Source organism: Phytobacter sp. (assembly GCF_059074235.1).
Map to the genome: position 1 here is coordinate 174,095 of NZ_JCACPZ010000006.1, position 21,836 is coordinate 195,930.

At 51.8% G+C, this 21,836-nt stretch carries 17 protein-coding genes; 5 read left to right on the forward strand and 12 right to left on the reverse strand.

Annotation, left to right across the window (positions count from 1 at the left end):
• Positions 1-96 precede the first annotated feature (96 nt).
• Genes fliT through fliD form a run of 3 tightly spaced genes read right to left on the reverse strand, consistent with a single transcriptional unit; the run spans position 97 to position 2,305 of the window.
• A complete protein-coding gene (gene fliT / locus AC5JPW_RS15510) occupies positions 97-456 on the reverse strand; it encodes a flagella biosynthesis regulatory protein FliT (protein WP_494241701.1) in 360 nt (119 codons plus the stop codon).
• A complete protein-coding gene (gene fliS / locus AC5JPW_RS15515) occupies positions 456-866 on the reverse strand; it encodes a flagellar export chaperone FliS (RefSeq protein WP_494241702.1) in 411 nt (136 codons plus the stop codon). Before fliS ends, fliT begins: the two co-directional genes overlap by 1 nt.
• Positions 867-886: 20 nt before the next feature.
• Positions 887-2,305: a flagellar filament capping protein FliD gene (gene fliD, locus AC5JPW_RS15520; RefSeq protein WP_494241704.1), complete on the reverse strand. Its 1,419-nt coding sequence runs from the start codon at positions 2,303-2,305 to the stop codon at positions 887-889.
• A 240-nt stretch (positions 2,306-2,545) separates the two neighbouring features.
• Here fliD and AC5JPW_RS15525 point away from each other — a divergent pair, with 240 nt between their 5' ends.
• The 4 genes from AC5JPW_RS15525 to AC5JPW_RS15540 all read left to right on the forward strand — a co-directional run bounded on the left by AC5JPW_RS15525 (position 2,546) and on the right by AC5JPW_RS15540 (position 9,502).
• Positions 2,546-3,451, forward strand: coding sequence for a flagellin N-terminal helical domain-containing protein (locus tag AC5JPW_RS15525; protein ID WP_494241706.1), 906 nt, complete (start codon positions 2,546-2,548; stop codon positions 3,449-3,451).
• A gap of 195 nt (positions 3,452-3,646) precedes the next feature.
• Positions 3,647-4,549, forward strand: a complete 903-nt coding sequence (locus AC5JPW_RS15530) for a flagellin N-terminal helical domain-containing protein (protein ID WP_494241707.1) — start codon at positions 3,647-3,649, stop codon at positions 4,547-4,549.
• Positions 4,550-4,744: 195 nt separating this feature from the next.
• The gene (locus AC5JPW_RS15535; RefSeq protein WP_494241709.1) at positions 4,745-5,650 is read left to right on the forward strand and encodes a flagellin N-terminal helical domain-containing protein; all 906 of its coding nucleotides are present in this window, start codon (positions 4,745-4,747) and stop codon (positions 5,648-5,650) included.
• A 195-nt stretch (positions 5,651-5,845) separates the two neighbouring features.
• Positions 5,846-9,502: a glycosyltransferase gene (locus tag AC5JPW_RS15540; protein WP_494241711.1), complete on the forward strand. Its 3,657-nt coding sequence runs from the start codon at positions 5,846-5,848 to the stop codon at positions 9,500-9,502.
• Between the two features lie 101 nt (positions 9,503-9,603).
• On the opposite strand, the gene AC5JPW_RS15545 is transcribed toward AC5JPW_RS15540, so the two are convergent.
• Positions 9,604-13,164, reverse strand: coding sequence for a glycosyltransferase (locus AC5JPW_RS15545; protein ID WP_494241712.1), 3,561 nt, complete (start codon positions 13,162-13,164; stop codon positions 9,604-9,606).
• A 263-nt stretch (positions 13,165-13,427) separates the two neighbouring features.
• Between AC5JPW_RS15545 and AC5JPW_RS15550 the strand changes: the two genes are divergently transcribed.
• Complete coding sequence (locus AC5JPW_RS15550) at positions 13,428-14,573, forward strand: DegT/DnrJ/EryC1/StrS family aminotransferase (protein WP_494241713.1); 1,146 nt, start codon at positions 13,428-13,430, stop codon at positions 14,571-14,573.
• Between the two features lie 109 nt (positions 14,574-14,682).
• On the opposite strand, the gene AC5JPW_RS15555 is transcribed toward AC5JPW_RS15550, so the two are convergent.
• Genes AC5JPW_RS15555 through AC5JPW_RS15590 form a run of 8 tightly spaced genes read right to left on the reverse strand, consistent with a single transcriptional unit; the run spans position 14,683 to position 21,834 of the window.
• A complete protein-coding gene (locus AC5JPW_RS15555; protein ID WP_494241715.1) occupies positions 14,683-15,879 on the reverse strand; it encodes an acyl-CoA reductase in 1,197 nt (398 codons plus the stop codon).
• Positions 15,863-16,948 carry a LuxE/PaaK family acyltransferase gene (locus AC5JPW_RS15560; protein ID WP_494241717.1) on the reverse strand — a complete coding sequence of 362 codons (1,086 nt, stop codon included), beginning with the start codon at positions 16,946-16,948 and terminating at the stop codon, positions 15,863-15,865. The genes AC5JPW_RS15555 and AC5JPW_RS15560 overlap by 17 nt, the downstream gene beginning before the upstream one ends.
• Positions 16,932-18,311 carry an AMP-binding protein gene (locus AC5JPW_RS15565; protein ID WP_494241719.1) on the reverse strand — a complete coding sequence of 460 codons (1,380 nt, stop codon included), beginning with the start codon at positions 18,309-18,311 and terminating at the stop codon, positions 16,932-16,934. The genes AC5JPW_RS15560 and AC5JPW_RS15565 overlap by 17 nt, the downstream gene beginning before the upstream one ends.
• Entirely contained in the window at positions 18,311-19,273 is a 963-nt protein-coding gene (locus AC5JPW_RS15570) for a transketolase family protein (protein ID WP_494241721.1), read from the reverse strand. The genes AC5JPW_RS15565 and AC5JPW_RS15570 overlap by 1 nt, the downstream gene beginning before the upstream one ends.
• Positions 19,270-20,094: a transketolase gene (locus AC5JPW_RS15575; RefSeq protein WP_494241722.1), complete on the reverse strand. Its 825-nt coding sequence runs from the start codon at positions 20,092-20,094 to the stop codon at positions 19,270-19,272. Before AC5JPW_RS15575 ends, AC5JPW_RS15570 begins: the two co-directional genes overlap by 4 nt.
• Positions 20,091-20,834, reverse strand: a complete 744-nt coding sequence (locus AC5JPW_RS15580; RefSeq protein WP_494241724.1) for an SDR family NAD(P)-dependent oxidoreductase — start codon at positions 20,832-20,834, stop codon at positions 20,091-20,093. Before AC5JPW_RS15580 ends, AC5JPW_RS15575 begins: the two co-directional genes overlap by 4 nt.
• A gap of 10 nt (positions 20,835-20,844) precedes the next feature.
• Positions 20,845-21,588 carry an SDR family NAD(P)-dependent oxidoreductase gene (locus AC5JPW_RS15585; protein ID WP_494241726.1) on the reverse strand — a complete coding sequence of 248 codons (744 nt, stop codon included), beginning with the start codon at positions 21,586-21,588 and terminating at the stop codon, positions 20,845-20,847.
• Positions 21,589-21,591: 3 nt separating this feature from the next.
• A complete protein-coding gene (locus AC5JPW_RS15590; RefSeq protein WP_494241728.1) occupies positions 21,592-21,834 on the reverse strand; it encodes an acyl carrier protein in 243 nt (80 codons plus the stop codon).
• Between the last annotated feature and the right edge of the window lie 2 nt (positions 21,835-21,836).

Below are 21,836 nucleotides of genomic sequence, written 5' to 3' on the forward strand. Positions count from 1 at the left end.
CCGTGCTCCAGGTTGAGGACACACGAAGTATGGCTGAAAGAGAGGAAATGAAGCGGGTGAGGGTGTTAAAAAATCACCCGCCTCATCGAAGCGAGATCAAAGCTCGCTTGGGAACAGAATATTGCCAGAGAGACGTCCATATGCTGAATTCAGGTTATGTTGTCGGGATGATTGTCCAACCAGATTCCGTAATTCTTCCATTCGCTGATGCAGTAGCGCTTTAAGCTCAACTTCGTTGTCGAGAATCTGCTTCAGAAGAGGGCGAATTTGTGCCTGCAGATGGGGTGCAATGTCACTTGCACCCTGAAATTGAGTCAGTTTTTCTACTGCTGTAACGTACGCTAATTCATGTTGAATCAGGTCATCCCAGCGGGCCTCTCTTGCGAGATTAAGCATGGTACAACTGGTTTTGAGCAGTTGTTGGTAGTGGTGGAGCAACCCGAAATTTGCTTCCATTAGTATGTGTCCCGCGCATTTGGATTATTTGGACCAATTTCTTTCCAGGCGTCGGCAATGTTAGTGAGTAACATCGTCACTTCTTCAATGGCGGTAAGGTCATTGTGTAGATTGGCCTGTAAAAGACGCCGTGTCATATAGTCGTAGAGACTATCAAGGTTCGCCGAGAGCTCACCACTGACTTCGTGGTTGAGCCCTGCACGCAGACCATTGCTGATAATATTGATGGCATGTGACAGCGCCTTACCTTTACCGGGAACATCTCCCAGCTCAATCAAGATGGCAGCTTTTTTCATTGCGCTTAACGCGCCATCAAAAAGGAGAACCACAAGTTGATGTGGGCTGGCGCTAAGGACGGCACTCTCAATGCCGACCGTCGCATAGGCCTGGATTCCCGATTTTGTATACATGTCAAACCTCAACCTTTAACTTATGAACTTGAACTCATGGCACTAAACTGCTGCGTCAAATAGCTCGCAGTAGAGTCTAATGAAGAGATCAAGGTACTCAGCGCGGTAAATTGCGTTTTGTAACGTGCCATAGTGGCCGTAATTTGCGTATTCACGCGGTCGTAATCATCAGACAGCTTCTTCAGGGTTTTATTAATACCGTCAGTGGCGTTCTGAAGAGAACCATCGGTGCCTAAAATGCTTTTTAACAAACTGCTGGTCTGCGTGGCGAAGCCCGTCGTTGAGCCATCACCAGACAGGAAAGAAATCACATCAGCTGATTTTTCAGTCAGCGCTTTGTCCAGTTTTGTACTGTCTACTGTCAACTTACCGGTCACGTCCTGAGTGATACCCAACTGAGATAACGTGGTCAGAGACGAGCCACTCTGGTTGGAGGAGAGCATGGAGCGCAGACGTGTTTGAATGTTACGCAGCGTTCCGTCCCCCAGCAGGTCACCGTTGGAGGTGCTTTGACTGGTACTGCCCTGATCGACGGCGGTGTACTTGGTCTGGTTGGCAATCGTGGTTTGCAGTGAGTTGTATGCATCAACAAATGTCTGAATAGCCGTGGTCATTGCGGTATTGTCTTTCGCTACCGTCAATGTTTCCGGGCTGCCAGTGTTGGTTTTATTCAGCGTCAGCGTAACGCCTTCCGGCGCATCGGTGATGGTGTTGCTGCTGCGGGTAATTTCAATGCCATTAATGTTGACTTTCGCATCTGCCGCAGCAACTTTCTGCGTCATGTTGCTGGTACCCGTGCCGGTGGCATCGTAGCTGATGTATTTTGCCAGCTCGGTGTCATCGGTAGAAATTGTCATGGCGTTGGCAGTACCACTGTCTTTAGAGGTCAGCGCCAGATAATAGCTGTTATCGTCTGCTTTAATGATGCTGGCGGTGACACTGCCGCCCTTGGCATTGATGGCATCACGTACATCAGCAAGACTGGTCTTGTCCGCTGCCAGTGTGACGGTCATCGGTGTCGTCTGACCCGGTTGCGCGATAGTAATTGTGCGCGATGCAAGGCTGCTATCACCCAGGTCGGTATCTTTACTGGTGGCTTTTGGGCTAAGCAAAGATTGAGCGGCTGCCAAAGCAGTCACTTCAACAGAATAGGTTCCTGCCGTTGCGCTGTTTGCCAGCGTAGCGGTAAATGCGGTGTTAGTACTGGTGACTTTTGCTGATGCAATCGCGGATGTGTTCTTCAGTGCATCAGACGCGGTCTGCAGTTTATTCAAAGAGGTCTGAATAACGCCCCACGCGGTCAGCTTTGCTTTATAGGAAGTTTGCTGCGCGGTAATCGGTGTCAGTTTGGTCTGTTCCGCTGACTCTAAGCCATCATACAATGTACTCAACGTGGTACTCATACTGGTGCCAGCACCGAGGGAACTAATTGTTGCCATGATAACATCCTTTCATTTGAGACAATCACTGGATGGATTATCGGCAGCGAATACGAAAAGATTAGAGCCTTTTGAAAAAAACAATGGGCAAATAAAGCGCGAGATTCAGGGGCAGTTTGCGCCTTTAAAAAAAAGCATATTTTCTCTAAAGGTTACAGGGACGTGGTCGATAATCAGGTGAACGGTGAGAAAGCCGTAGGCAGATGCCTGAATATGATAACTTTTTAAAGGAATTCCATCATGGCTGTTATTAATACTAACACCCTGTCGCTGACTACTCAGAACAACCTGACTAAATCTCAGTCTTCCCTGGGTACTTCGATTGAGCGCTTGTCTTCAGGCCTGCGTATCAACAGCGCGAAAGACGACGCAGCGGGTCAGGCAATTGCTAACCGCTTCACTTCTAACATCAACGGTCTGACCGTTGCTGCACGTAACGCCAACGATGGTATCTCTCTGGCACAGACCGCTGAAGGCGCTCTGTCAGAAATCAACAACAACTTGCAGCGTATCCGTGACCTGACCGTTCAGGCTCAGAACAGCTCCAACTCTGCATCTGACATCGATTCCATCCAGGCTGAAGTTAACCAGCGTATGGAAGAAGTTAACCGCGTCACCACGCAGACTGACTTCAACGGCATCAAAGTGCTGAACACCGGTTCTGGCTCCAGCAGCTACAGCTTCCAGGTGGGTTCTAAAGATAGCGAAACTATCTCTATCTCCATGAGCTCCAGCGATTCTTACAACCTGTACAGCGCAACCACTAACACTTTCCAGACCACTGGTCAGTCTGTTAACGGTAATGCACGTACTACTGCTTCAGAAGGCTTTGACGTTCTGAGCGGTACTGTGACCACTGGCGGCACTGTTGACGGTTCTCCGCTGGCAGACATCGATGCGGCAATCAAAGCTGTAGACAGCCAGCGTAGCCTGCTGGGTGCGTCTCAGAACCGCTTTGAGTCCACCATCACTAACCTGAACAACACCGTGAGCAACCTGACCGCTGCCCGCAGCCGTATTCAGGACTCCGATTACGCGACCGAAGTATCGAACATGTCGCGCGCGCAGATTCTGCAACAGGCAGGTTCCTCGGTTCTGGCTCAGGCCAACCAGGTTCCGCAGACCATGCTGTCCCTGCTGCGTTAATCGCAAACATCTTTATGATGATGAAAAGCGCCGCTTGCGGCGCTTTTTTTATGTCTGAGATCATGCGGTTAGGTCAATAATAAAATAATCAAAAAAGCGTTAAAGCATTTGTTGATGCCGTCGATAACTATTATGACGGTGATGACGCCACTGGCCTTTACCGGAACTTACATTTACCAATGAAGGAACTACACCATGGCTGTTATCAATACTAACACCCTGTCGTTGACGACTCAGAACAACCTGACTAAATCTCAGTCTTCCCTGGGTACTTCTATTGAGCGTCTGTCTTCTGGTCTGCGTATCAACAGCGCGAAAGACGATGCAGCGGGTCAGGCAATTGCAAACCGCTTCACTTCTAACATCAACGGTCTGACCGTTGCTGCACGTAACGCCAACGACGGTATCTCTCTGGCACAGACCGCTGAAGGCGCTCTGTCAGAAGTGAACAACAACTTGCAGCGTATCCGTGACCTGACCGTTCAGGCTCAGAACAGCTCCAACTCTGCATCTGACATCGATTCCATCCAGGCTGAAGTTAACCAGCGTATGGAAGAAATCAACCGTGTTACCACCCAGACTGACTTCAACGGCATCAAAGTGCTGAACACCGGAACGGGCTCCAGCAGCTACAGCTTCCAGGTAGGTTCTAAAGATAGCGAAACTATCTCTATCTCCATGAGCTCCAGCGATTCTTACAACCTGTTCAGCGTTTCTTCTGCAACTGGCGCAACCGGTGGTTCAGTTAACGGTAACGCACGTGCGACTTCTGCAGAAGGTTTCGACGTTCTGAGCGGTACTGTGACTACTGGTGGTACCACTGATGGTTCTCCTCTGGCAGACATCGATGCAGCAATCAAAGCTGTAGACAGCCAGCGTAGCCTGCTGGGTGCGTCTCAGAACCGCTTTGAGTCCACCATCACTAACCTGAACAACACCGTGAGCAACCTGACCGCTGCACGCAGCCGTATTCAGGACTCCGATTACGCGACCGAAGTATCGAACATGTCGCGAGCGCAGATTCTGCAACAGGCAGGTTCCTCGGTTCTGGCTCAGGCCAACCAGGTTCCGCAGACCATGCTGTCCCTGCTGCGTTAATCGCAAACATCTTTATGATGATGAAAAGCGCCGCTTGCGGCGCTTTTTTTATGTCTGAGATCATGCGGTTAGGTTGATAATAAAATAATCAAAAAAGCGTTAAAGCATTTGTTGATGCCGTCGATAACTATTATGACGGTGATGATGCCGCTGGCCCTTACCGGAACTTACATTCATCAATGAAGGAACTACACCATGGCTGTTATTAATACTAACACCCTGTCGTTGACTACTCAGAACAACCTGACTAAATCTCAGTCTTCCCTGGGTACTTCGATTGAGCGCCTGTCTTCCGGTCTGCGTATCAACAGCGCGAAAGACGACGCAGCGGGTCAGGCAATTGCAAACCGCTTCACTTCTAACATCAACGGTCTGACCGTTGCTGCACGTAACGCCAACGACGGTATCTCTCTGGCACAGACCGCTGAAGGCGCTCTGTCAGAAGTGAACAACAACTTGCAGCGTATCCGTGACCTGACCGTTCAGGCTCAGAACAGCTCCAACTCTGCATCTGACATCGATTCCATCCAGGCTGAAGTTAACCAGCGTATGGAAGAAATCAACCGTGTTACCACGCAGACTGACTTCAACGGCATCAAAGTGCTGAACACCGGTTCTGGCTCCAGCAGCTACAGCTTCCAGGTGGGTTCTAAAGATAGCGAAACTATTTCTATCTCTCTGAGCAAAAGTGACGACTACAACCTGTACAGCGCGACTGGTGCAACCTTCGCGACTACCGGTCAGTCTGTTAACGGCAACGCACGTACTACTTCTGCAGAAGGTTTCGACGTTCTGAGCGGCACCGTAAACTCCACTGGTGGCGTTGACGGTTCTCCGCTGGCAGACATCGATGCGGCAATCAAAGCTGTAGACAGCCAGCGTAGCCTGCTGGGTGCGTCTCAGAACCGCTTTGAGTCCACCATCACTAACCTGAACAACACCGTAACCAACCTGACCGCTGCCCGCAGCCGTATTCAGGACTCCGATTACGCGACCGAAGTATCGAACATGTCGCGAGCGCAGATTCTGCAACAGGCAGGTTCCTCGGTTCTGGCTCAGGCCAACCAGGTTCCGCAGACCATGCTGTCCCTGCTGCGTTAATTGCTTCGGCAAGAGAAAAGGCATCTTCGGATGCCTTTTTTTATGGACAATCGCTGGATATAAGCCCTTTTCTGCAACCTGTTTTCCCTCTCAATATCCCCCTGTTACCGCACAATATCGTATGACTACCGCTGTGCCTTTTTTTCATGCCGCATGATGCAGGCCTGGCACTTCCGACGATGTTGAGGATGACAGATGCGAAGTTTATTAATCAGCGTCGATAAATTAGACGTTTACTCTGCCCACGCGATTGAAGCGCTGGATATTGCCGATTCCTTACTCGCGTCAGGATGGCAGATAGATATCATTACCTCTGTCGCCGGGAGAGTGCTGACCCACGAAATAGAACAACGTGCAGCCACAGGGCGTTTTAACATTATTACAGATAGCAAAGGCGAGCCTGGTTCGCACTATGACGCTATCTGGATCTACCGTGGTTATTTCAGCAACCTTCTGCTGGACGCGTTGAGTGAACAGCGTCTGACCGGGCCCATAATTTTCCGCCACTTCAGTGATTACAACGATCTGTACATTCCATATGGCGTACAACTCGAGAATCAGCTCGCTACGCTGACTCTTGGGCAGTCCACTCGCAGCAATGATATTTTGCTGCATACCGGTATTGAAAGTGCTCAGCTTCAGACGCTTCCCTGGATGATTGCGGATAAGTTTGCAACTTATGTCAGAACGCGCGAATCAAAAGTACTGGAGCGAGTGCTCTATATTGCGCCGAAAATGACGGCTGAGATGTATGAGATCCAACAGCGTGCAGGCAGTGAGGGAATCAAGCTGGAATGGCTCGATCTCTCTCATCAACACACGGGTATTGAACCGCAATGGCTGGAGCAATACGACGTTGTTATCGGCAATGAGGAAAGTGTGCCGAAAGCGTTGTCGCTCGGTATTCCGCTTTTTCTGGCAAACGAAGGGTATGTCGAAGGGTATCTGAATGATGACAACCTGTCCCGCCACGAAAATGAACATTTTTGTGCGCTGACGCTGCGTAACTGTCCGGATGCCGAAGAGTGGCTTGATATGCTCAAAAGCGGTTTTGACAGTGCTGTTGAGTGGACTAACCAACATCGTGTGCAGTTCATCGAAAAATGGCACCTGGGCAGCGCCCTTAAGGCTATTTTTTCTCACCCTCTGGCAGAGAAACCGCTGCAAATTGATGAGAAAGCCCGCTACGCGCTAAGTTTTCATGCTAAAGCCGTTATTGCTCATCTCTCCACCCAATATTCTATGGCCCGGTGGCTCGACGACCGGAAGCTCAGTAGCGCCCGACGTGAAGCGTTATTGTCTTTCGCACAACGCTATCCGGAAAAGGGCAGTATTGGCGTCATCGTTCTGGATCAAACCGGCGATAGCGAGGCCTGTGAACGTACGCTGGCATCGGTGAACGCGCAGTCGCTTGTGCCCGTCAGCGTTGACGTTATCCGTAAGCCGGCAAACGTAGCCGAAGCGATAAATCCTTTGCTGAGTGAACGTAGCGCCGATGCAATGCTGGTGCTTCCGGCCGGGTTTGCCTTGCTGGACGATGCCTTATTGCGTTTTTGCGAGCAGCGACTGCATCAGCAAAATGCCTGGCTGCTTTATTGCGATGAAATGACGCGGGAAGAGAATGGGGACCCGAAGTTAACCATCCGACCGGAAGTGAATATCGACCTGCTGCGCGGCTTCCCTTATGTCGGCGAGGTATTGTTGTTTTCTCGCGATATTGCTTTACAGGCTGGCGGCCTGGATCCCCGTTATCAGCATGCGCCTTTCATCGATTTGCTCTGGCGCTTTGTGGAGGCACAGGGTGCCGGAGCGATAGGGCGAGTGCCAGATGTACTGGTAGAAAGTCCAGGGCTACCTACAGGCTGGTCGACCTCACCTGATGTGCAGGGCGAGTGCCAGGCTATCCTGCTTGCTCACCTGTCACGCCTGGGGATCCGTGCGACCCTCGACGAAGGACTGACTTCAGGTATCAAACGAGTGCGTTACCATTGGGACGCAACACCACTGGTATCGATTATTATTCCGACTCGCGACCGATTTGCACTGCTCAAGCGCTGCATCGAAAGTCTGATGGAAAAGACGCGTTATACCCAGTATGAACTGTTAATTGTCGATAACCAGTCTGTTGAAGAAGACGCCTGCCGTTTCCTTAACGATCTGGCTGCCTCGGGTATCGATCAGGTTCGAGTATTACGTTACGACGCGCCGTTTAACTTTGCTGAAATTAACAATGCCGCTTCCCAACAGGCCCGTGGTGATGTGCTGCTGTTCCTCAACAATGACTGTGAAATCATTGATGGTGACTGGCTTGGGGCAATGGTTGAACACGTACTGCGCCCGGAAGTCGGGGTCGTCGGGGCGCGTCTTGAGTATGGCGATGGGCGTATTCAGCATGGCGGTTATCTGGTTGGTGTTGGGCACGGTGTCGATGTGGTGTTTGACGGCGCAGACGGCAACAGTAACGGTTATCAGTACTACCTGAAAACTCCGCGCAATCTTGCAGCGGTGAGTGCATCGTGCATGATGGTGCGCAAAGAGGTGTTTTTCTCCCTGAATGGCCTTAGTCAGGAGACGCTGCCGCTGTATCTTGCCGACGTCGATTTTGGCCTGCGTGCGCAAAAATCCGGGTACCTTAATGTCTGGACGCCTTATGCTCGTGTGAAGCATATGGGGGGAGCTACCCGCTTAATGGGGCAGCAGTTTAATGTCCAGGAACGTCCACTGCTGCGGGATTACGGTCAGCTGCGGCAAGAGTGGAAGCAGGGGCTGCTGGCTGAACCCTCTTACCATCCACTGATGCAGAAAACCGGCAAATTCTTCACGTTGAACGAGCATACTGCACGTTTTCGTCAGCCTTTGCCGGGGCGTCCGCTTCCCGTGGTGCTGGCACACCATGTGAACTGGCAGGGTAACGGTCATCACCGTGTCATGCAGCCATTCAAAGCAATGGAGCGCCATTTGCACCTTGAAGGTGCCCCCATTGGTGCCATCCCCGGGGTAATGGAAACGGCGGAACTGCAACCGGATGTGGTATTGCTTGAACTGGTTACCGGGAGTCGTTTCCCGGACATCATCAAGCAACTGCGTGAAGTGAACAACGCCAAAATTATCCTCGAATACGATGATAACTTGCTCAATATCCCACTGAAAAATGGCACCCGTCAGCATTTCCCGCAGAAGGCATTAAAGACCTTCCGCAAAGTGATGGATAGCGCTGACTGGTTGGTGGTCTCCACCGAGCCGCTGAAAGAAGCCTACAGCCGTTTCCACTCGGATATCCGTGTGGCATTAAACCGCCTCGCACCAGACCAATGGGGACATCTGCAAAGCCTGCGTGGCGTAGGTGAGAAGCTTCGCATCGGTTGGGCCGGTGGCAGTTCTCATAGAGGTGATCTGGAGATCCTGTTGCCGCTGATCAAAGCGCTTGAAGGGCAGGTTGAATGGGTGTTTATGGGGATGAAACCGCGCAATGTTCGCTGCGAGTTCCACCCCGGTGTGCCCTTCGATATGTACCCGGAGAAGCTGGCGTCGCTGAACCTGGATCTGGCGCTGGTGCCGCTGGAAGTAAACGCGTTCAACGAGTGCAAAAGTAACCTTCGCTTGCTGGAGATTGGTACCTGCGGCGTACCGATCATTGCGACGGATCTGGTTCCTTATCGTTGTGGTTTGCCGGTTACGCTGGTGGAAAACCGATTCAAAGACTGGATGAATGCTATCCAGGCCTTTATTAACGATCCGTTGCTGCGTGAGCGCCAGGGGGATGCATTGCGCGAAGCGATTCATCGCGACTGGTATCTGCGTGATGCCGGGTTAGATGACTGGCGTAAGGCGTGGTTGCCTGACGCGACATAGCAATACAGACAGGCCTGATGGCACTTCGTTTATCAGGTCTGCGGGATTGCGTTATATGAGATGATGGCGGCCGGAACAACCTCTGTTCCGGCCTTTTTTGTTTAGTCGGGTAACCAGCAGCGGGCGTGGGTCAGTAAGTTATCACCTTGTAGCAAGCCGCTTTGTAGCACCTGCGCCTTCAGGGTATCCCCAAGGTTATGCGTTGCCGGGAGATCGTGGAGATGCATTTCAATGGCATCTCGCCAATGGCGGGCACGGTTCTCAACCCGGGTTGCCGTATAGGCGTTACGCATGCTGATGATGTCACTACAAATCACTGGCACACCACAGGCGCCCAACTCGAGCAGTTTCACCGGACTGATATTGCGATTCCATGGCGTATCCGTCAGAGGCAGCAACGCCAGGTCAAGATTGAGGCTGGCCAGCTTGCGCGGGAAGGCAACCGGGTTCACCGCGGCGTGATATTCGGTAACAGCAGGGCGCAATGAAGGCGGGCAGTAACCATAAAAGATCCATTCGACTCGATCGGCGAATTGGCCAATAAGTTTATAAATAATCTCAAGGTCGGCAATATTGCTCGCATCACCTATCCAGCCAATGCGTGGTTTTTTGCCCGTGTCTCGCAGGCTGGAAAGCCCGGCCCACTCAGAGGGGGCAAGCCAGGTTGGCAATACACGAATATCTTTATGCATACCGACGCAGCTTTCGGCCATCACATCACTCGCGACAACCAGCCTGTCCACTTGCGCCACGGTGGTGCGCAGTGCGCCGAGAATATCCTGCGGATAGGTCTCACGTGCCGGGGCGTTCGCAGGCAATGCGGGCAGATAATCATCTAAATCAAACACCGTCATCACCGAGGTGATCTTTTTCGTGCGCTGCAACCACTCTTCCATGAACGGTACAATCTGACGCTGAATGATGAGCGAGTCGGGATTGAACCGGGCAACTTCTCCGTAGTGGCGTGCGCGTTGACTCACGACACCGTCCACAAGGCCTGCGTCACGCATCGCACCGAGGGCAGTGGTAAGGCGTTGGTGGCCACTGGCTTCTTTATCGAGAACAAAAGGCATCACTACGGGCACGGGACGCCAGTGCAGCGGTTGCCAGAGCGTGGGGTCGTCAAGCACCAGTTCAAAACCGGCGTTATCCAGCGACAGGTTCGGATTGTACGCTGGGTCGTTGGCGATAAGCGGAAGCCATTTCTGATACATGACATCCTGCTCAGCCATGAAGCGCTGGCGTTTTTTCTCCTGCGCTGTCTTATCGACTTTTTTCTGGCTCACACTGCCTTCATGCATCACCAGGGAGTGAGGTGTCCAGACAGTCAGGTAGCCGGCCTGGCGTGTTTTAAGGCACAAATCGACGTCGTTATACGAGACGGTGAAATTCACCTCATCCAGACCGCCGACTTCTTCATACAGGGACTTGCGAATAAGCAGACAGGCTGCCGTTACCACATTGTAGTTTTGATCAACCTGCAAACGGTGCATGTAACCCGGTCGGTCACGTTCACTGTCAATGAACGGATGGTCAGCCGGGCCACGTAGCCCAAGCACCACACCCGCATGTTGGACGCGGCTGGTCGGGTAGAGCAGTTTTGCTCCTACGATACCCACCTCCGGCCGTAAACCGTGGTTGAGCAGATGATCCAACCAATCGCTGCTGATAACGGCTGTATCGTTGTTGAGCAGGACGAGATAATCCCCTCTTGCTTCGCGGGCTGCCATATTGTTGATGGCGGAATAGTTAAACGGGTGCGGGTAGCGCAGTACACGAATACGGTTAGGATCAATACCGGAAATACCTTCCAGCCACTGCTGTGCTTCGGGCGTTTCACTGTTGTTATCGACAATCAACAACTCGTAATTTGGATAACGGGTTTTCTCCAGCAAGCTGGTTACACAAGGGATCAGCACAGCGAGCTGATCTTTTGTTGGGATGATGATCGACACCAGTGGTTGCTGTTGGTGGTGATAACGCAGGGCATAAAGACCATGTTGCGGCGCTTCTACCGTGGCATTAGGGTAGCCACGATGACGCAGATGTTGCGTCAGAATGGCAACCTCTTCGGGTTGGGTTGCCATCACCGGTGGGTGTGCACTGACGAAAGGTTCCGGTAAATGACCAGCGAACTGGATCCCTTTGTGTTCGATCAGGCGGGTGATGAACTCAAACTGCCAGGCCTGGGCATACTGCGGGTTAAACCCGCCTAACGCCTGCACGGTATCGGTGCGGAAAATCCAGTGGCGGGCCATTTCCGCCGGGCAGCTCAACAACAGGTCAAGGTTGAAGTCCGGACGTAGTCCGGTACCGACAATCTGTTCCCCTTCCTTGTAGATTTCGTCACCGTAAATCGCGTCGCAACCGGCGGCACTATCAAGCGCAAGGTCGAAGGTCAGCAACCCGCTCTTGATTAGCGTTTCACCTGCCTCAATGAACAGAACCCATTCACCCGGATGCCCGGCAATAAATGCGTTGATAGCGGCAACTCGCTGAGAAGGAGAGGCCATAATGGTCATCTCTCCCTGGGGGGGGTTCTCGCTGCATAACACGACAGGCTGAATTCGCAGGCCAAAGCCGGCATAGGCCCGAAGGCTTGTCAGTGTGACTTCGGTTGCAGAGAGATCGTCTTCATTCTGAAGTACCAGTACATTCAGAGTCTGCTGAGTCCCACGTGCCTGCTGAAATTGTTCGACATGTTGTTGTTCGACAGCCGTGAGGGTATGTGAATCAATCCAGCGCTGGATCTGCCAGGTTTGAAAATCCCGATTGGAACGCTGTAACGATTGTGAAACGCCAGCCAGCAAGTTTTCCGGCTGGAAATCATCAGGGGTTTTCATTGGTGCGACACGGACGAGCTGGTTCTGTTCCTTATCCCCTTTGTACCAGCCGAGCTCACGCAACACGATTGGCATACGCGTATAGGTCGTATTAATCATGTCACGGTATTTTTCAGATCTGGCTAACTGACTGTTTTGAGTATCTGAAATACGGAAGGCCGAGAGTGTATCGGCAACAAAGGCCAGATTCCCAAGATGGAGCAATTTCACGAAAATGGCCATATCAGCCAGGAAAGGCATTGCTTCGCCTTTCACCAGAAACAGATCTTCGCCAAAGGAGACCAGATCGTCGCGGTAGCACAAGACAACGCTGGGCTCACCGATAAAGTTGAAGAGATAGTCTGCAAAGAAGGAGAGGGTATCAGTGCCATTGAGGATCACATCCTGAGCAAAAGGCCATGCGGTGGAGGCCACATCAGGCAGCGGAATACCTTCGGCATCAATTCTGATTCGGCGCGAAGTGGCCAAACGGTTTTGCGGTGATGATTCCAGCGCCGCGACCAGGCGAGTGACACAGTCGTTATAAATAACGTCGTCGTCATACAGAAACTTAACGTATTTCCCCTTTGCCAGATTCACAGCACGGTGCGCGTTACCTTCTTCTTTAAGACGAACGTGGTTTTTATAATAACGAACGGGGATGGTAGTACTGGCGGCGTATTGCTCACAGGTCAGGCGGACCGTATCGTCGAGACTGTCATCACAGATAACAATTTCGATGCTAGGCCAGCTTTGGTTAAGGGCACTCAGCAGAGCTGCCTCAAAAAAGACGGGATTATAGGCCGGTATAACAATACTCACCAAAGCGTGTTCGTTCATCTTTTCTTCCGTTAAGCAATTCCATGCGCGCACGCGCGAAGGGACCGTGAATCGATCAATATCTCAATGTGCCATAACACCGCTTTCTGTCAGCCGTTAAATATCCGGGGTTTTGCTGCTCTGTTCAGGTGATAGCGGTCATTTTCGGACCTCGTGAACTGAGGAATTAACCCCGGAAAAGGCCGCTGTTTTGCCGATAAGTCGCCAGGGGCAACGGTATGATGAAATATCGTCATTACTTGTTCGCGCATGCTTAAGGTCTTATGGGCAAAAATATCTACGTTACCAGTCCACTTATGCCACCTCTGGAAGAGTTTATCCCTTACCTTGAGCAGATCTGGCACAACCGTATCCTGACGAACGGCGGGAACTTCCATCAACTGCTGGAAGAAGAACTGGCCCGTTATTTAGGTGTGAAGCACGTCTGCTTGTTCACCAATGGCACGCTGGCATTGTTGACGGCATTACAGGCGCTGCGCATAACGGGTGAAGTGATTACCACCCCGTACTCTTTTGTCGCGACATCGCACACATTACTCTGGAATGGACTAACGCCCGTATTTGCGGATATTGATCCCGTAACCTGCAATATGGATCCGGAAAAAATTGAAGCACTTATTACCCCGGCGACTACGGCGATTTTACCGGTCCACTGCTATGGCATTCCTTGCGATGTGGACAGAATTCAGACCATCGCCGATGGTTGGGGACTGAAGGTTATCTATGATGCTGCTCATGCATTTGGCGTGAAAAAAGAGGGCGAGAGTGTTCTGAATTTCGGCGACCTGTCTATTTTAAGTTTCCATGCGACAAAAGTTTTCAATACCTTCGAAGGCGGGGCAATTATTTGTCACGATGCCAAAATGAAGCAGCGTATTGATAATCTGAAAAACTTCGGTTTCATTGATGAGACAACAGTAGTCGCGCCGGGCATTAACGCCAAAATGAATGAAGTTCAGGCCGCATTTGGCTTGCTACAAATGAAGCATATTGATGAAGCGTTAAGCCGTCGTACAACCCTCTACGAGCGCTACTGTGAGGCATTAAAAAATGTGCCCGGAATCAGTGTGTTTAGCGCACCTGAAAATGTTGAGTGGAATCATGCCTATTTCCCGATTCTGGTCGATGAAAATTACCCACTAAGTCGTGACGATCTCTATTCCATTTTCAAAACACAGGATATTTATACGCGTCGTTATTTTTATCCCCTGATTAGCTCTTTCTCAATGTATCGCCATCTTGCATCAGCAAAAGTAGAGAACCTGCCCACTGCGGATACCGTGGCGAAAAAAATACTCTGCCTGCCTATCTACCCTGATTTAGCGCCAGAAGAGCAACAACGGGTGATCGATATAATTTGTCATCATGCGAACCTGGCCGTACAAAAAGATAAGCAATGCGTGGCGTAATGCGTGAAGTTTGATGTGAATGACCCATCTTCATAAACGTCGATAGGTCATTTTTGTTTACGGTTTACCTTGCACGCGCCTGTTTCGATTCTTACTTTACATGTCGTTTTTACATGCGTGAGATTTTTCTCGTGAGCAGAGAAATCAGATCGTAACCGTCCCAGTTCAACGTAAAATCAAGTGTGCGACCGAACGGCACAATACGATCGACCCCTTTAGGCCGTGCTCTGCTTAGCCAGGCAGATAATGTGTCTTGCTCAATTCCAAAACTCGCCAGCGTCTGACAACGTTCCCCGCACACGGCATTTATCTCATCCAGACTGTTTGCGACATATTCCATGAAGAATCCGCAGTTACCGCGTAACGCAAGGACAGAGTCATCCAGCACTGGCAACTCAACGCGCACCAGTAAATTGCTCTCGTCAGAGACTTTCTTTACCCCTGGATACTGTGTGCTCAGGACGCAGAGGCGGGCGCGCTTTTCCACAGCCATAACCGGCTCAAGCGGATAACGACGCTCTGCAAGTGTGTGAAAATTCTGCCAGAAAAGCGTACGTGCCGCGGCGGTCTCTTTCCCTGTCCAGACGACCAGAGAAGGAGATGAACAGGCATTTTGGTCGTTGAGCAGAGTATCGTTATAAAAAGCCTGCGCCAGTTGCGTTTTTTCCGGGTGTGCCAGATAGCTGTCTGCATCGATGATGGCAATGGAGTAGCGATCGGAAAACGAGATGTCCAGTGCTCTGGCGTGCAGCGGGGAACGGCGGATCCGGGCGATAGTCTCATCGCCTCCCCAGATGATGCGCGTATCACAAATGGCGGAAAGCGCATCGTTAATCGCCTGCTGGCGATCGTAACGTACCAGGCAAATATAAGGCACCAGCGTGGGTTCACGGCGAAGTGCCTCATCCATTAACCGGAGAATCACCGCAACCTGAGGATGGTCGCGACCCGGTAGTCGGACAATGTTGGCATTCCCGCTGAGTAAACCTGTAAAAAGCGAGTAGGCAAAATTGGCCGCGACGTTACCCGGCGCAATATGGAATGCCACACCACGACCGATGCGGTGGGTGAGTTCACCACTGCCTGCCCGCATTTTTTCTACCGATGCACGGCGACACCAGAAGCCCAGACTGACAACATCAGGCCAGTTTTTGGCCTCTTTATCCTGCATAACCTGGCGTGAGAAGGTATCGAGAAATACCATTACCGGTTCCGAGAACGGAGGCAGCGGTGACAACGCCTGCATGGATGTCAGGGCTGCAACATCGCCCAGCACCACATTCAGTCCATCAAAATTGTACGGCATAAGTATCGCTACATCCCCGCAGTTCGGCTTTTTTCAGGCGTCCAAGGATCCGGAAGTATTTTCCTTTGCGGCCACACGGGCAATCATCTTCACCAAGAAGCACACCCTCATCTTCGGTGAGCAGCGAATGGCCGGGGTAAGATTCAGGTAGCAGTGAAAGCACCTGGATGATACCGCTGGTGCCCGCGGGCGCAGGGGCGAAATCATGTGGCTGGCGAATAATGACATCCGAAAAAATACTCGTATGCAGATGCCCATGTTCGCACTGCATATAAATACAGCCGGTCTGTTCTACCATGCCGTAGTAATCGTGTACGGCGGGTAGTCCACAGACGTTTTTCAGACAGGAGGCAAAGGCTTGTGGCGAAACCGCTTCGCTTTGCAGTTTCTTCCAGCCTCCGCCGTGAATAAGCAGCGCATTGCTGAGATCCAGCGTTTTGCCACTTGCCGCCAGCGCTTTATAGAAATGCTGCCAGACCATAAAAGTAAAACCGAACAGCAGAATGCGTTTACCAGCGTGTTTGGCTAAAAATGTCTCGATGGCGTCGATATCGAGGTTCATCGCGTCATCCAGCGCCCATGCCCGGTCTGAACCAAACAGTGAAAAACCCAGAATGCCAGCCCCTCTGGCAGAAAACTGTAGCCTGTCTTTCAGCACGCTGGGGGTATCCAGAATCAGCAACGGCAGCCTTCCTGCACCGGTAAACTGGCTGACGATTTTGACCAGCGTTTTTTGCTGATGTGCTGCTGTTGCCTTGTCGAGAAAGATGCGTGAAACCTGCTGCCCGGTAGTGCCTGATGAGGTCATGGTTTTAACGACGTCCTCATCCGCTATGCTTTTTAGCGCCAGTGTTTTAAACAGCGAGACGGGCAGAAAAGGGATCGCTTCAATACTGTCGATAGTGTCGGGAATAACAGATTGGGCATCCAGCATGCGGCGGTATGGCTCGCACTGCGCGTAATGCAATACCGTCAGTGCACGTAAACGCTCAAGCAGCAGCGACCTTTTTTCCTCGCGGGCCAGTGAGTAAGGTGGTATCGGGAGGATATCCTCAAACGGACGGGACATAATCTTTTAGCCTTTGATAAAGCGTTTTCCCTGCGGCGTTGACCGGGAGAGCATCCAGCACAATGATGCGAAATGCAGAAGCGTGGAGTTTACTTAATCCGGCTGCGTACTGTTTCACCGTATCGATGAGTGAGCCATCAGTAAGGAAGATGCATAAAAGATCATCCCGACCGTCGCATGCGCAAGTGATGCCAGGAAACGCATTTTTGAGCAGCGATTCCATCTCATCCAGCCCAACGCGGTTGCCAAATATTTTGAGAAAGCGCTTTTTGCGCCCAACGATGCTGTAGAAGCCGTCGGCATCAACGGTGGCGATATCTCCGGTGTGCAATGACCCGGCAAAGAGATCGCCCAGTGCTAAATCTTCCCCTTTTTCTGCATAACCGAGCGCAACATTCGCGCCGCGATAGATCAATTCACCGGCAATGTCTGGTGCGGTGACCGGCTGACCGTCATCACCCAGCAGCATAAACTCACCGCCCGGAATAGGTTTGCCAATAGATCCATAGCGTGTTGCGGCTTCATGAGGCGCAAGCCAGGCCATACGGGAGGTTGCTTCGGCGGCACCATACATCACAATGAACTGCTTACCCGATTGCTCAGCGTATTCGGTGAATTCTTGCTGCAACGTCGCGGAGAGTTTGCCACCGGCCTGCGTCAGCGTGCGCAAATCCGGTAAGTCCATGCGCATAAACCGCAATTTCTTCAGCATCTCGTAAGTGTAGGGAACACCCGCGAAAGAGCTCGCACGCTCATCACGCACAAAGTTCCACAGTTCACGCTGCATCACACTTTTACCGGTAAGAAGCAGGGTCGCGCCGACGCTGAGATGGCTGTTAATGATCGATAAACCATAAACATAGTTGATCGGCAGGCTGACCAGTCCGCGCTCTTCCGCAGTCAGGGACAGATACTGCGCAATACTCGCCGCATTGCTTTCAAGGTTTTGTTTACTCAGACGCACCAGTTTCGGACTGCCGGTGGAGCCCGACGTGGTCATCAGGAGCGCCAGGGAATCATGTAAAGGGCAGGGCGTCAGGCCCGTACTCAGCAACTGGTAGCGCGCATCAACCGGACGCCAGAGCCATGCGGGTTTATACGTCTGAATGAGTTGCTCAGTCAGAGTGGCATCAAGGTTGTCATCAAGCAGAAGCGCAACGGCATCTTTTTGCAGGCAGGCAAGATAGCCGACAACCGCTTCGGCTTGGTTGCGGCAAAAAATAAAGACTAACGTGCGTGCTGATAACCTCTCTGCGAGAGACTGAACCTGCTGAGCCAGCTCATCGTAGCTGAGCGTGGTGCCACCGTCATCGATCAGCGCCACTTGTGAACCCGGTTGTGCTAAAGCATAAAAGGCAGACATCAAAGTTTATCCATGATGCGTGACGTCACCTGCTCGGCTGTCAGACCACTTTGCTCAAGCATCCAGGCATAATCACCTGAGTGCGGGTACCCTTGTGGAATACCGAGACGCAGCTGACGTGGACTGTTTTCCGTCTCTGCGAGATATTCGGCGACAGCGCTGCCCAGACCACCGATCACGCTATGCTCTTCGAGCGTGACGAGAAGTTTTTTATCCAGATGTTGGGCAAGCGTGGCTTCATCCAGCGGTTTAATGGTATGCATATCCACGACGGCGGCATGGATGCCGCGATCGCTGAGCAGGTCGGCTGCGGTTAAGGCGGTATGCACCATACTTCCGGTTGCCACGATAGCGATATCGCTCCCTTCGCGCAGGGTAATCGCTTTGCCGGGGATGAGCTCAAAATCTTCTTTATAGACGATGGGCGCGCGCATGCCCCCCGTCAGACGCAGATAGACTGGGCCATCATGTGCCAGTGCCGCCTGCGTCATTTTCACCGTGGCGGTACAATCCGCCGGTGAGAAAATCGTGATGTTGGAAACCGAACGTAGCAGGGCCAGATCTTCAATACCGTGGTGCGTCGCGCCGAACATGCCGGTCGCGAGCCCGGAAGCAAGCCCTACCAACTTCACGTTCTCCTGCATGTAGCCGAGGTTGAGTCGTACCTGTTCGGCTGCGCGCAAGGTCAGGAAGTTAGGGAATGAGGTGACAAAAGGAATAAAGCCACTGGCAGCAAGACCCGCCGCGGCACCAACCATGTTTTGCTCCGCAATCCCCGCATTAATAAAACGATCCGGGAACGTGGTGCTGAACCGGTCTAACCCAGACGATTTGCACAGGTCACCTGACAGGGCAACAATCTTCTCGTTCTCCTGCGCCAGCTCCAGTAAGGTCATTCCGAACGTGCCACGGGAACCCAGCATGGACCAGGAGCGGATCGTCGCAGGTTTGAATGCGATCATAGTTCGCCTCCGGTAAGCTCGTTTAAGGCGTCTTCAAGTTGCTGAGCGGAAACGCGATTACGATGGAATTCTTTGTTGTTTTCCATAAACGAAACGCCTTTACCTTTGACGGTATTGGCGATAATCACTTTGGGCTTGCCGTCGTGTGGGGCAGCAAATGCCGCCTGCAAGGCATCAAGGTCATGCCCGTCGCAGACCAGCGTTTGCCAGTTGCATGCTCGCCATAACGCTTCCAGATCCATACGTATCACATCCTGGGTAAATCCGTCGGACTGAAGACCGTTTCGGTCAACAATCAGGGTCAGATTGTCCAGTTGCTGGTGCGCGGCTAAAAATGCACTTTCCCAGATAGCACCTTCGTTACACTCGCCGTCACCGACCAGTACATAGGTGTGCCAGGTTTCACCCTTCAGTCGGCGTCCCATCGCCAGGCCCGAGGCAAAAGAGAGACCTTGAGCAAGGCTACCACCGGAAAAATCAATTCCGTATTCCGGATGTTTGGTCGGGTGCACCTGCAGAACGTCACCGTTAATTTCAAACTGGTTTAGCTGTTCTTCAGTAATAATGCCTGACTCACAGAGTGTGGCGTAGAGCCCTAATGCGGCGTGTCCTTTGCTCAAAATAAACACATCGCGCTGACGATCGGTAATCGCTTGCGGGTTGTAGCGCATCACGCGGCCAAACAACACGCTTAACACATCGACCATCGACAGGGCGGGCGAGACGTGAACACCATCACTCGGCGCGTGGTGTGCCACGGTCAGGATGCGCCTGCGAATATGGCGTGCCGATTCGCGTAAACTCTGTGAATTTTGCATCATTTCAAACCACCATCCACACGGATTGTCTGACCAGTGATATAGCTGGAAAGGTCGCTGGCGAGGAAAAGTGCCGCCTGTGCGATTTCCGACGGCTCACCTGCACGTCGTAGGTCGGCACCATTTTTGGCCTCTTCCACGACCTGCGCGGGCATCGTTAACAGCATTTCAGTGTCGGTGATGCCCGGTGCGATACAATTGGCGCGAATCCCTTTCTCTCCAAGTTCAGCAGCAATAGATTTGGTCATCGCAATCAGTGCCGCTTTAGAGGCACCATAGGCCGATTTACCTGGGTTTCCATCTTCACCAGCGGTCGACGCAATGTTGATGATGCTGCCGCGCTGGTTGCGGGTCATCAGTTTGGCGACATATTGTGAGAACAGATAGACCGAGAAGAAGTTGACTTCGAACTGCGCACGCAACTGCGCTTCACTCGTCATCTGGAACAGGCTGTTGAGCGTGATACCTGCATTATTGACCACTGCATCCAGGGGGCGTTTTTCGCTCATCACGCGTTTAACGGCGAGCTTCATCGCATCGTAATCGGTCATGTCAAAACACAGTGGCCAGATCTCGACACCGTGGCGTTGCGCTGTCTCGGCCATGTCACTGACAAACGCGTCATCAGCTTCACGGGCATGAGCATAGATATTGGCCCCGTTCGCGGCGAAAACATCTACCATTGCGCGACCCATTCCACGTCGACAGCCGGTAATCAGAACGGTTTTTCCTTGCATCAACATAGTCTTTACCTCAACCCATCCCGCCATCAATGCGGATAACTTGTCCCGTGACGTAGCTTGAAGCATCAGATGCGAGCCACATTAGCGTGTTGGCAACTTCTTCTGGCTGACCCGGACGCTTTAATTCGCAGTGAGACATTTGACGCGCCATCACCTCTTCAGACAGTGACGCGGTCATGGCCGTGCTGATAACGCCTGGGGCAACGGCATTCACGCGTACACCCTGAGGCCCAAGTTCGGCAGACATCGTTTTTGTTGCTGCGATCCATGCCGCTTTTGCGCTGGCATAGGCCAATTGTCCGGGGTTACCATCCAGCGCTGAGATACTGGAAATGTTGATGATGCTGCCTTTTTTCTGCCGTAACATTAACCGGGCAATATATTGCGTGAAGGCAATCTGCGAGAAAAAGTTGATCGTGAAGGTCTTCTGCAGTTGTTCAAGCGTGACCATCTGGAAATTGGCGTCAAAGTTTGCGCCGGCAATGTTCACAAGAATATCAACGGGTCTTTTACTTTTCTGGATGGACATTGCCGCCTGTTTAATGGCGTCGTTATCCATCAGATCAAAATAAACCGGGATAATATCGACCTGATATTTTGCGCTGAGCTGCTCGACAAACGCCGAAAATTCCGGGTCTTCAGCCTGGCAGCATGCAAAAACATTGGCGCCTGCTTTGGCGAATGTTTCCAGCGTCGCTTTACCGATGCCTTGCAGACAACCGGTGATGACAGCCGTTTTCGCTTTCAGCAACATAATTTAGTCCTGGAGTTCAACGTCGTATTTTTTCAGGATTTCTTTGCCTTTCTCCCAGGAGGCGAACTCGATGATGTCGTCAGTATCCATCATGATGTCAAAGGCATCTTCCAGCGAGGCGATCATGGTCATATGACCGACGGAATCCCAGGACGGCGTATCCTGATATTTATAGCCAGCGAGGATCTCTTCAGAGACGTCGAAGGTTTCAATAAAGATTTGGTTATAAGTTTCCAGATTTGACATCT

Excerpts from the sequence above, each read along its gene's own strand:
- fliT (WP_494241701.1), bottom strand. The coding sequence starts at position 456 with ATGGAAGCAAATTTCGGGTTGCTCCACCACTACCAACAACTGCTCAAA.
- fliS (WP_494241702.1), bottom strand. The coding sequence starts at position 866 with ATGTATACAAAATCGGGAATCCAGGCCTATGCGACGGTCGGCATTGAG.
- fliD (WP_494241704.1), bottom strand. The coding sequence starts at position 2,305 with ATGGCAACAATTAGTTCCCTCGGTGCTGGCACCAGTATGAGTACCACG.
- AC5JPW_RS15525 (WP_494241706.1), top strand. The coding sequence starts at position 2,546 with ATGGCTGTTATTAATACTAACACCCTGTCGCTGACTACTCAGAACAAC.
- AC5JPW_RS15530 (WP_494241707.1), top strand. The coding sequence starts at position 3,647 with ATGGCTGTTATCAATACTAACACCCTGTCGTTGACGACTCAGAACAAC.
- AC5JPW_RS15535 (WP_494241709.1), top strand. The coding sequence starts at position 4,745 with ATGGCTGTTATTAATACTAACACCCTGTCGTTGACTACTCAGAACAAC.
- AC5JPW_RS15540 (WP_494241711.1), top strand. The coding sequence starts at position 5,846 with ATGCGAAGTTTATTAATCAGCGTCGATAAATTAGACGTTTACTCTGCC.
- AC5JPW_RS15545 (WP_494241712.1), bottom strand. The coding sequence starts at position 13,164 with ATGAACGAACACGCTTTGGTGAGTATTGTTATACCGGCCTATAATCCC.
- AC5JPW_RS15550 (WP_494241713.1), top strand. The coding sequence starts at position 13,428 with ATGGGCAAAAATATCTACGTTACCAGTCCACTTATGCCACCTCTGGAA.
- AC5JPW_RS15555 (WP_494241715.1), bottom strand. The coding sequence starts at position 15,879 with ATGCCGTACAATTTTGATGGACTGAATGTGGTGCTGGGCGATGTTGCA.
- AC5JPW_RS15560 (WP_494241717.1), bottom strand. The coding sequence starts at position 16,948 with ATGTCCCGTCCGTTTGAGGATATCCTCCCGATACCACCTTACTCACTG.
- AC5JPW_RS15565 (WP_494241719.1), bottom strand. The coding sequence starts at position 18,311 with ATGTCTGCCTTTTATGCTTTAGCACAACCGGGTTCACAAGTGGCGCTG.
- AC5JPW_RS15570 (WP_494241721.1), bottom strand. The coding sequence starts at position 19,273 with ATGATCGCATTCAAACCTGCGACGATCCGCTCCTGGTCCATGCTGGGT.
- AC5JPW_RS15575 (WP_494241722.1), bottom strand. The coding sequence starts at position 20,094 with ATGATGCAAAATTCACAGAGTTTACGCGAATCGGCACGCCATATTCGC.
- AC5JPW_RS15580 (WP_494241724.1), bottom strand. The coding sequence starts at position 20,834 with ATGTTGATGCAAGGAAAAACCGTTCTGATTACCGGCTGTCGACGTGGA.
- AC5JPW_RS15585 (WP_494241726.1), bottom strand. The coding sequence starts at position 21,588 with ATGTTGCTGAAAGCGAAAACGGCTGTCATCACCGGTTGTCTGCAAGGC.
- AC5JPW_RS15590 (WP_494241728.1), bottom strand. The coding sequence starts at position 21,834 with ATGTCAAATCTGGAAACTTATAACCAAATCTTTATTGAAACCTTCGAC.